Origin of the sequence: Amycolatopsis sp. NPDC051071 (genome assembly GCF_040682875.1) — a bacterium.
Classification (GTDB): domain Bacteria; phylum Actinomycetota; class Actinomycetes; order Mycobacteriales; family Pseudonocardiaceae; genus Amycolatopsis.
On the sequence record NZ_JBFBBY010000005.1, the window covers coordinates 109,089 to 119,689 of the forward strand.

A 10,601-nucleotide genomic window follows, 5' to 3' on the forward strand; every position below is an offset into this window, starting at 1 on the left:
CACCTGGGGCCGTCGTCGCGCACGCCCGTTTCGGTGAACACCTATATGTGGCTTGACATGGCGCCGTGCGTGGAGCGTCCATGGACCTGTCATCCCGCGAACCATAACCGCGATTTCGACAACAGCGCTAATGCCTAAAGGGGGTCCCGTCATGCCTATTTCCGTGACCGCACGAGAAGTACCCGAGATCCGCGCCCGCATGACAGCCTGGACACGGGATACCGGACCGGACGGTGCGGCGGAACTGGTTTCAGTTCTTTCTAGGCCCACAGCCCGACCACGCGAGCGACTCGCGGGTGTTCGACCGCTCCGACGACGTGGCCGCCACCATCGCGGGCACGCTTGGCCGTCCAGCTCCCGGTCGCGGAACTGTTCTACGTCTCCGGTGACATGACCGAACTCGCCCGCCATGCCGCGACCACGCTGACCGACTACCGGTTGCATCCCGAGGACCTGCCCGCCCCGGTCGGCATGATGGTCTACGCCGAGCCGCCCGTGGCCAACCCTGTCGATCACCACGACGGCGTGACCATCGCGTCCTGGGGGCCGGGACGTGGCGGCCTGTGGGTCCACCGATGGCAAACACCGTCTCACAACATAACCCGCTTGGGGCAAGTCCTGGCCACACTTCCCCGCGATGAGGTGATCCGTCGCGGCGAACGCGCCGCGACACGCCCCGAACCCCATCCCGATGTCTCGCTCACGACCGAGGAAGGATTCGACTTCCTCGCCGCCGGGCTGTTGCCCAACCTGCGCCGCGCCCCGGCCCCGCCGTCGTTCACCCCGCCCCACGGCTACGACTGGGCCGGGCTCACCCCGATGGAATACACCGACATGCAGGGCTGGCCCGGCGACATCACGACCGGCCTCGACGGCGCCGACCTGCGAATGACCGAAGCCAGCCTGAACCTGGACCGCACGATCCTGGCGACGTGGCTGTTAATGGGGTAGACCATCGTCCGGTCCGAGAAGCTCGACGCACTGCGCGCGGCCCGTCGTCGCATGGCCCGCGACACCCCCGACCCCGGGTGTCATTGGCCGCGCTGGGCGGCCAGTTCGCGGCGCAGTTCGCCTAACGTGCGGCCGTCGGATACGCGCCGGAACGCGCTCCAGCCGTTCTGGTGGTTGCCGCCCAGCGCGGTGGTGGCACCGGATGGGTTGGCGTAGGCGCGCCCGTCGGACAGGACAAGGCAGCCGTCGGCGGCGGATGTCGCGGTGCAGGGTGGTGGCGAGTGTGGTGATTATCCGGGGGTGGCTGGCGATTCCGGGGGCGCGGGAAGGGATGCCGTATATAGCCGACCCGCTCTGGTGCCGGGCAACGTGCAACTTTCGTGGACGCAGGTGTCCACCTTCTCCGCTTCCGGCACGGCGGCCCACCGCGGTCCACTCGGTGTCATGACAAACACGAGGCATTCCAGGCGCACGGCGTTGCGCGCGGCCGCGGCAGGCACGGCGGCTGGCGGGCTCACCCTGGCCGAGGGCGGCTCGACCGCACAGGCGCGGAACGGAAGGGGCAGCACGACGACGTTCGTGATCGTCACTGGTGCGAGCGGCACCCCAGGCGGCATCGACGCGCTGTCCTTGCGTGGGCACCGCACCGTCGGGGTGGATCTGCCAGGGCACCGCGCCACCGACGCCCAGTTCGCCCTCGACTACCAGTGTCCGCAAGACCCGGCATCGCTGGCGACCCGACCGTCGCCGATGGCGGGCATCGGACTGGACGCCTACACCGCGGCGGCGATCCAGACGGTCCGTACGGTCGCCGAGTTCGGCCCGGTCATCCTCTACGGCGGCAGCATGGGCGGCGCGACACTGAACCGGGTCGGCAACGCCGTGCCGCACCTCATCGACCGGATCGTCTACGACACCGCGTTCTGCTGCGTGGACCTGGCCAGCCCGGAGGACTACCTGACGACCCCGGAGGGGTCGACGACCCTGGCCGGCAACCTCGCCGCCCTGGTCGTCGCCGACCCCACGGTCATCGGCGCGGTGCGGGCCAACTACCGCACCGCCAACCCCGAAGCACTGGCCGCGTTGAAGGAGACGCTTATGGCCGGCGCCGGCGACGCCGAGTTCTACTCGACGCTCGCCTATCTGCAACCCGACGAATCGCTCACCGTGGGCCGAGAGAACTCCCAGGTCCAGGCGGACACCTGGGGCCACATCCCCCGCACCTACATCCGGCACACCGCGGACCGGCTGATCCCCATCGCGCTACAGGACCGGATGATCCTCGAGGCCGACCGACTGACCCCACACAACCGCTTCGACGTACACACCGTGAACGCAGGACACGCCGCGACCGGCGAGCAATTTCGCCAGATCGTCGACATCCTGGACCGCTTGCCGGAGTGCCGCCATTGAAATCCGTCACAAGGACTGCGCAAAGGACCAGGCACCTCCCTGACCTCCGGGGACTTCAATTGCAACACAGACAACGGGCACGACCCTTCGGCTACACGGCGTACAGGAGCGCGCACTGTAGCGAGGTAGCCTGGGAAACTTTCCACGGCATCTGATCCAAAAGATCAGACGCATATCATTTAGGCGCGGAACATGTCATGTTCCTCCGGAAACTACACAAAAGCCTAGTTTGTGGGTCGTGTGGCGCCCGCGTAGTCGTCGTGGGGATGGCGGTATTCGTCGATTTGAACCGGCTGGCCGAAGTCTGGGGCGTTCACCATCTTTCCGTGTCCAATGTAGAGTCCGACGTGCCGGATTTTCGAGGGCGGACCGTAGAAGACGAGGTCGCCTGGCAGGAGTTGCCCGTCGGGTACTTGTGGTCCGGCGTGATATTGGGTGTGTGCGGTGCGGGGAAGCGAGATCCCGGCCGCGTTGTAGGCGGCCTTGGTCAGGCCTGAGCAGTCGAATCCGCTGTCACCGTTCACCGGACCGTTGCCGCCCCACACATACGGCAACCCTCGCTGCCCGCACGCGTAGTTGATCGCGGTCATCGCGGCGGCGGTGGGTGCCTGGATGTCGTTGCAGTCACCGGTTCCGGCCATCGCGGGCGTGGGTTGGCAGCGCACTCCGGACACCGCGGCGACGACCACACGTGCCTCGTCCTCGTGCTGCGCGTACGCGTTGGGGAATCCTGAGCCCTGCACGGTCTGTGCGGCGTCGTTGACGCTCATGGCCTGCCAGTTCGGTGTGGCGGTGAGACGTTCAAAGAACTTGGTCGCCGCGTAGGTCGGGGTGGTGATCTGTTGCGGGGTGCCCCAGCCCATCGAGGGGCGTTGCTGGAACAGTCCGAGGGAGTCACGGTCGCCGTAGTGCAGGTTGCGGAGCTTGGATTCCTGCATCGCTGCGGCGATCGCGACCACCCAGCCCGGTTCGGGTATCGCCATCTGTTTGCCGACCGCGACGATGGTGGCGGCGTTGCCCATCTGTTCGGCAGTAAGGCCCGGTACGGTGCCGGTCGGTGTCCCGTCGGGTGTACAGGTCAGCGAACTCGTGCCGTTGCCGCCGGACAACGTGCTGACGATGCCGGCTATTCCGGCGCCGATGAGCAACGGGATGGCGAGTACCACGGCGGTGACGGCGGCTCCGAGTTTGCTTCCCATGGCTGGATCGCGCTCCTTTCACAGCGACAGGACTTGTGCGGGCGGGTCGGCGCTCCGGGTCAGTGCTCGCCGCGCGCGATCCGGTTCGGCGTTGCCCGCGGCGGGATCGGACTCGGTGGTGGCAGCCGGTACGGCGAGGCCACCGCGGGGTCACCGGGCTCGCCCTCGCCGTCCTCGGTGCCGGGGCCGGCTGGTGGCGCCAGGCCGGGCCAGGCGTCGGTGAGGTCGGCGAGGCTGTAGCGCGGGCCGGCGCGCTCAATGCGGGCTGAGGTCAGTGGCAACCACACCGCCTCGGCCGGGCTCGGATGCGGCGAGGCGGGCTCAAGCAGATCGGCCGCAGCGGTGGCCACCGGCACCGTGCGAGGGTCGTCGAGGCCGGCGTGGACCCGGGCCAGGGCGGTGCGGGCTCCGGCTTCACGGCGGGTGGTCGGCAACCACACCAGCACCGGTGTCGCGATCCCCGTGGACTCGGCCAGCCGCGCGTATCCAGCCAGCTTGCGCCCGACCTTGGTCAGGGACTCGGTTCCGGTGTCGAATTCGAGGAACCACTCCACCTCCCGGGCGCCGCCGCGGTGGCGGGTGCACCAGCGGCCGTAGCCGTCGGGGATGACGAGGTCACCGAAGTGACGGGCGCAGCGGGATTCCGACCACCACGCTGTCACCGCCTCGTCGGCCTTGGCGTGGCGGGTGCGGGCGATCAGGGAGGTGAAGAAGTCGTTCACACCGACGGTGTGGGCGAGGCGCTGGTTGTGGGCGATGGCCATGGCACGGTCGTGCCGGTAGCCGAGGTCCTTGACCTCGCGGCCGTGTTCGGCGGCGAGCACGGCCGCCCCGGCCGGGCCGAGGACGTAGTGCATCGGGGCGGAGCCGAGTTGCTGGAATGGCTGGAACCGGGAAATCGCGCACCAGAGATAGAGGTCGAGTACCCGCTGTCGTGCCGACCGGCCGGAGGGGAACGCCGCGTCCTGGATCTGGAAGCTGGTCAGGACCCGGTGCTCGTGCAGCAAGGCCAGGAGCCACTTGTCGCGGACGGTGAGGCGGGAGGCCAGCATGGCCTGGTGCTCGACCGAGCTGGCGGCCCGGGCGGTGTGACGTCCGGGCAGATGGTCCCGCAAGGTGTGCTGGCGGGTAGTGGTCGTGATCAACGAGCGCTCCCTTGATTGTCAACAGGCTGTGGACAAGTGCTGTGGGCAGACCGACGCAGGCCACGGGCGAGAACCGGGTGCCAGCGGCTGTTTCCGTGTGGCGCGAAGGAACTCCGCGTCGGGCTGGTGCTTAGGGGCGGGTGCGGCGTGGGTCGGTCCTGGGCGGCCGGGTCGGTGGAACCCGGTGTCCGGCCTGCGTCGCGGTGGTGGCCGCTGGGCTTCCGGTGCGGGGTGTCGTGCCGCTCTCGCCGGTCGTGGTGTTGTGTGCGCGGCGCTGCGCGCGGAGTATGGCCCGGATTTCGCGTGCCCGCCCAGGAATGGGTGCGGGCAACGGCTGGGTGGTCATGGTGAAGGGCTCGGTTTCCTCGCCGTGCACGACCAGGCGTGCGGCGGCGTGGTAGACGCCGAGGTGGGACAGGTCGTGTTCCGACAGCCGGGGTGTGGTGTGGCGGGCGAGTTCGCGGGCGTCTTCGGGGGAGGCGGAGTAGATGATTTTGTTGCGGGCGTTGGTGGAGAGGCCCTCTTTCAGTTCTCGCGACAGCTGGCCCAGGTGCTGGTGGGCCAGGATGAATCCGTTCCGGAACGCGCGGGACTCGGCCAGCATGTCTTCCATGGGGTAGGGGAGATTCAGGAAGTTGTGGCATTCGTCGATGATCGTGTGGGCGTCGGGGCGCAGGCGTTGCGGGACGCGGGCGCGGGCGGTGGTGGCCTGCCAGGTGCGGGCCACGACCAGCGATCCGACCAGTCGCGTGGTCTCCTCACCTAACGATCCTTTGGGGATGCGCACGAGGCAGATCCCGCCCTCATCGAGCACCTGGGACATGTCCACTGTGGAGCGTCCTCCGGCGATGGCTTCTTTCACGAAGGGCCGCAGCAAGAACGCGCGCAGTTTGTTCATCAGCGGCGAGATCACCTGAGATCGGCTGGAGTCGGTGAGTTCGTCGTACCACTCCCAGAATCCGCGCAGTACCGGGTCGGTCAGGCCGGTGGTGATGCGGGAGCGGAACGCGTCGCTGGTCAAGAGTTTCGGGAGGTCGGCGAGGGTCGGCACGGCCTCCTGGGCCCGCAGGGTAAGGCAGGCCGCGCGCATGAGGTCGTCGGTGCGCGGGCCCCAGAACGCCGAGTACACCCGGCGGAAGACGGAGACGAGGTTGTCGACCTCGCGGTCGGTTTCCCCGCCTTCCAGCGGATTGAGGATGGGTGGGCGGTGGCGGGAGTCGGCGTCGAACAGCACCACCCGCTCGGCGGCGCTGCGGGGGAGCCGGTTGAGGATGTCGGTGACCAGGTCGCCTTTCGGGTCGATCAGGACGACACCACGGCCGTTGTCGACGTCGTCGAGGATGATCTGGCCGAGCAGGGTGGACTTCCCGGAGCCGGTCGGCCCGATCAGGTGCAGGTGGTAGCGGGCGTCGGCGAGCCGCAGCCCGACCGGCCGGGCGTGCCCGGTGTCGGAGTGCCCCAGCGGCATCACGCCCGGGCCTGGGGCGGGGATGCCGGGTGGTGGGGCGACGGCTTTGGCTCCGGCGCGTTCGACGCCGGGGATCTCGGCGTCGGTGGGCAGGTGCGCGAGTGCCGCGAGTTCCGGTACGGAGAGCAGGTCGCCGCGGCCGAGGCGGCGGTCGGCGATCGCGCGGGCGGGCCGGTGGAGGCGGGTGCGGGTGTAGTGGTTGTGGTCGGTGTAGGCGGCGAACGCGGCGGCCAGGGCGTGCGCCCGGCCGCGTGCGGTGTCGCGGGCTTGGCGTACCAGGTCGTCGGCCGCGTCGTGGGGGAGGTCGGTGGCCACGGCGTAGCGGATCACCGTCTCGTACTGGGATCCTCGCTGTTTACCCACGATCGCCTTGTTCTGTGTCGAATATTCCAGCGACAGCTGCGGATCCTGGCTGATGCGCCGCGAGTCCGGGGTCCGGCGAGTACGGGTGGAGTTCACGCCGGGGGTGATCGCGTCGAGGATCCTGCCCCCGAGACGTCCTGAGGAGCCGTGGTGGACCCGGCGGGCGGCGCGGCGGGCCTGGGCGACGCGGCGGCCGGTGACCGGGCGGGCCAGGATCTGCACGCAGGCGCGCTCGTCCCGGCCGAGCCCGACCGGCGCGCCGAGCAGACCGCGGATCGGGTCGGCGTCGAACGCCGTGCGGATCGGCAATGCCTCAGTGCGGGCGAGGCGCAGCTGTCCGCCGACGGTGATCCGCCGGCGCCCGGTCTCCAGGGCGGGGAAGGGCGGGGTGGCCGGTGTGGTGCGGGTGTGGGAGCCGGGCCAGGCGGCCTCGACCGCCCGTTCCACCAGTGACGGGGGGATGACGCCGGGGACCCAGAATTGGACGGTGACGCCGTGCTCGCCGAACACGTACTCCATCGCCAGATGAGGCTGCCCGGCCCAGAGCCGCCGCCAGGCGGGGCGAAGGAGGCCGACGAGGTTGGACCAGACCGCGGCTCCGCCGGCGGGATCGACGGTGGGTGGGGCGAGCACGGTGATCCGGCGGGCGTCGGCCAGCAGCGCGGTGTGGCGGCGAGTGCGCCACCAGCGCCGCGCCACGACCGCGCCCGTCAAGGCGATGGCCAGGGCTGGGACGGCGACGGGTCCCCATGTCAGTGCCCAGTCGCCTGCGGCGGCGAGCAGGCGGCCGGTGACGCCGCCGGGGTCACGCAGGTAGTCACTCACCCCGTTCTGCGTCACCGGGGATGCTGCGGTGGGTACGGCCATGACGGAACTCCCTTCCGGGAAGACTGCTGTGAGACAAGGCAAAGCTGGGAAGCGGAACGAGGGCGGGGATCGATCACGCGGTGTCGAGGTCGACCTGTCTTGTGTCGTCGAACCTGTCGTCGATGTCGGCACTGCCGGCCTTGTGGACGGGTCCGGTGGTGTCGGCGGGACCGAGGTCGATGTAGGCCTCGGCGAGGCCGTTGTCGGTGGCAGCCGGGTCCTGTTCGGCGAACCGGGCCAGTTCAGCGGGGTCGGTGGTGATCAAAAAGTTCTCCGTGGGCGAGGCCAGCGACTGGACCGCCACGCGCAGCGTGCCGGAGCTGAGCAGCCCTTGGCCGCGGTCGGCCGACAGCAGGAACCGCCGCTCACCGGCGGAGAGATCAAAAGCCTCGGCGATCTCGTCGATGGCTTGTGACGCCGCGCGCAGCAGCACCTGGGTGGCGGCGTTGGACACGATGGCTTTGCCCAGGTTGCTGCCGAGCAGGTCCGCGGCGTCTTGGGTGGCTACGGTGAGCCCGCACCAGTGTTTGCGGGCGGCTTTGGCCAGGCGCAGCAAGAACAGCGCGGCGGCGTTCTGGCGCATCAGGATCCCGGCTTCGTCGACCACGACCAGCCGGGGCCGGCGGTCGGCCGGGTTCGAGACGCGCCGCCAGACGGTGTCGAGCACCAGCAGGGTGCCGATAGTGCGCAGCTCGTCAGGCAGATCCCGCAGGGAGAACACCACGAGGTGCCCGTCCGGAGCGGCGCTGGTGGGCCCGTCGAAGAGGTCGCCGAAGCTTCCGTCGACGAACGGGTGCAGCCGGGCGGCGAGGTCGGCGGCCATCGCGTCACCACCGTCACCGGTGCCGGCGAGGACGTCGCGCAGGTCACGCAGCAGCGGCGCCGGGCGCGTCCAGGTGCGGGCGTCACCAGTGATCCCAGCGGTGCGGTAGGTCTCGGTGATCGCGGTGTCGAGCACGGCTCGTTCGGCGGCGGTGACCTCAGCGCCGAACAGCACGGCCAGGACGGTGTGCAGGAACAAGCTGCGCCGCTTGAGGGCGTCGTGTGGCGCGGTGCGGCGTCCGTTCGCGCCGAGGTGCACGGGCAGGTCGAAGGGGTTCAGCCGGACCCCGCCCGCACCGAGGTGGACGTAGGTGCCGCCGACCTGGGAGGCCAGCCGCGCGTACTCGTCTTCGGGGTCGATGACGAACGCCTGTACCCCGTGGGCGGCCCGCCCGTTCTCGATGTCGCCGAGCCGTCGGTAGAGGCTGCGCAGGGTCTCGAGCTTGACGAAGTACGACTTGCCCGCGCCCGAGCGGCCGAGGACGACGGCGTTGTAGTTGTCGCAGTTGAACCGGTCCCAATGGACCAGCCCCGAGCTGCCGACGTTGTAGCCGTAGAGGATGCCGGAGGGAACCGAGGTGGTCGGGTCGGTCGGCGGGAGGTCCGGCGAGGTGAAGGGGTAGGCGGCGCTGACCGCGGCGGTGTCGAACGTCCTTGTCAGACCGAGCTGGTCGAGTCCGAGCGGCAGGGTGCTCACCCAGCCCTGCAGCGCCCGGTAGGTGGCGGGTTTCGCGTCCAGCAGCAACGACGCGCACAGCGACCGCAGCGCGGAGATTTCCTCGGCGAGGGAGGTTTCGTCCGGGGCGTGCACGGTGAGATACAGCCCGAAGCGGAACAGGCGTCCGTCACCGCGGGCGATGCTGCGCGAGAGGTCGGCGGCGTCCTCGGCGGCGGCGTCGAGGTCCGGGTCGTCGAGCCGGTCATGCCGCGCGTTGTGCCGGCGCGACGATTCGAGTTTCGCGCGTTGCCTGCGCAGCCCGCTGGCCGCCGTCGTCGGGTCGACGGGCTGGACGTGGACCGAGACGTCCAGCCGCGCGGGGTAGGTCAGCAGCGGTGCGAGCCAGCCGGGGTAGACCTCCTGCGGATAGCCGGTGACACCGAAGCTGGCGACGAATTCGTTACCGACAGCGAGGTGCCGGGCGGACACCGACAGCGCGTCCGGGGTGAACGCTCCCGCCGACCCGGACCGCGCCGCCGTGCCGTGGTTTCTGGTGCATGCCATAGGGGCTACCTGCTTTCAATCTCGTCGTCGTAGTCCCAGTCCTCGTCCTCGGCCAGCCACGGTCCCGGCGCTGACCGAGGACCGGGACGCGGCGCGCCAGTGGAAGGGCGCGGCAGTGGAGCCGGGTGAGACGCCGCCGCGACGTCGTCGGGGCCGTAGAGGTCGGTGAAGGTGGTGCTGGAGGTGACGACCTCGTCTGCGCCCGCCAGCACGGCCGATGGCGGCAGGAAGGTGTCGGGGTTGCAGGCCGCCGCGAGAACACCGGTCGCGGCGGCGGCGTCGAGCGGGGTGGCCACGATCCCGGCCGGGGTCAGCAGTTCGATGGCCTCGCCCAGGCGGCGCACCAGGCGCTGCTCGGCGGCCTGCCGTGCTCCGTTGTCCACCGATCCGTTGTCGCGGCCGTGGCGCCGCCACGACTGCACGCTCGACGCGGCGGCGGGGGCCGGGCTGGTGCGCAGCGGTTCGCGCAACACCAGGAGTACTTGCCGGCGGAGCAGATCCGCCTGGGCGGTGAGCTCGGCAAGGTAGTCCGCGTGGTCCCGCGCGGCTGCTTCCAAGGCGGGGTGCGGGAGCCCGCCGGCGTGGGCCCGGAGTTCGGCGATCTGCGGGGCGAGGTCGAGCCGTTCGGCGCGGATGAGGAACTGCACGGGCGCGGTCAAGGAGTGCAGGTAGCGCGCGAACGAGGCGACGAGCGCCTCTTGCTCCCCCGAGGTGCGCAGCGAGAAGTTGACGGTGCCGCATACGGCGATGACTGCGAGCCCGTCGGCGCCGAGGTCGACGATCCCGGCGTTCGCGCCGGTGTCGGCGACACCGTGTGCGGGCAGTTCCAGCGGTGCCGGGGACACTGGTTCGGCCCCAGCGGAAGACGGACGCCGTCCGCCACGGCCTCGGGTACGGGTGTCGGTGTGCTGGGCGGTGAGCCAGGCTGGGGCCGAGCGGACTCCGTCGGGCGCGGCGACCCGGTGCCGCGGCGAGAGGCGCTGGCGGATCGCGGCGAGGACGAGACGGTCCAGAGGCAGACCATCACGCTGCCCGAGAGCCAGCACGGCGGTGGGGGGGGGCGCCCGCCGGGGGCGCGCCGGGGCCAACCCCCACGCCAGCCCCCAACCCCCCCACCCACACACGCCCCCGAACAACACCCAACCGCACCA

The 10,601-nt window shown here is 70.2% G+C and carries 7 protein-coding genes and 1 pseudogene; 2 read left to right on the plus strand and 6 right to left on the minus strand.

Annotated elements, in window-relative coordinates; genetic code table 11:
• The first annotated feature begins 342 nt into the window (after positions 1–342).
• The gene (locus tag AB0M65_RS03295; protein WP_364020636.1) at positions 343–951 is read left to right on the plus strand and encodes a hypothetical protein; all 609 of its coding nucleotides are present in this window, start codon (positions 343–345) and stop codon (positions 949–951) included.
• Between the two features lie 80 nt (positions 952–1,031).
• On the opposite strand, the pseudogene AB0M65_RS03300 reads toward AB0M65_RS03295, so the two are convergent.
• Positions 1,032–1,202 (minus strand): annotated as a pseudogene (locus AB0M65_RS03300) (hypothetical protein); the annotation flags it as partial.
• Positions 1,203–1,395: 193 nt separating this feature from the next.
• On the opposite strand from AB0M65_RS03300, the gene AB0M65_RS03305 reads away from it, so the two are divergent.
• Positions 1,396–2,364, plus strand: a complete 969-nt coding sequence (locus tag AB0M65_RS03305; protein WP_364020637.1) for an alpha/beta hydrolase — start codon at positions 1,396–1,398, stop codon at positions 2,362–2,364.
• A gap of 224 nt (positions 2,365–2,588) precedes the next feature.
• On the opposite strand, the gene AB0M65_RS03310 is transcribed toward AB0M65_RS03305, so the two are convergent.
• From AB0M65_RS03310 to AB0M65_RS03330, 5 genes are all read right to left on the minus strand, one after another.
• Complete coding sequence (locus AB0M65_RS03310; protein ID WP_364020638.1) at positions 2,589–3,563, minus strand: C40 family peptidase; 975 nt, start codon at positions 3,561–3,563, stop codon at positions 2,589–2,591.
• A gap of 59 nt (positions 3,564–3,622) precedes the next feature.
• Positions 3,623–4,708 (minus strand): replication-relaxation family protein, encoded by a 1,086-nt coding sequence (locus AB0M65_RS03315; protein ID WP_364020641.1) that lies wholly within the window; start codon positions 4,706–4,708, stop codon positions 3,623–3,625.
• A gap of 130 nt (positions 4,709–4,838) precedes the next feature.
• A complete protein-coding gene (locus tag AB0M65_RS03320) occupies positions 4,839–7,406 on the minus strand; it encodes a DUF87 domain-containing protein (protein WP_364020643.1) in 2,568 nt (855 codons plus the stop codon).
• 73 nt (positions 7,407–7,479) lie between these two features.
• Positions 7,480–9,450, minus strand: coding sequence for a conjugal transfer protein TraC (locus AB0M65_RS03325; RefSeq protein WP_364020645.1), 1,971 nt, complete (start codon positions 9,448–9,450; stop codon positions 7,480–7,482).
• Between the two features lie 5 nt (positions 9,451–9,455).
• Positions 9,456–10,601: PrgI family protein (locus AB0M65_RS03330; RefSeq protein ID WP_364020648.1), on the minus strand; the 1,146-nt coding region annotated here is incomplete at its 5' end.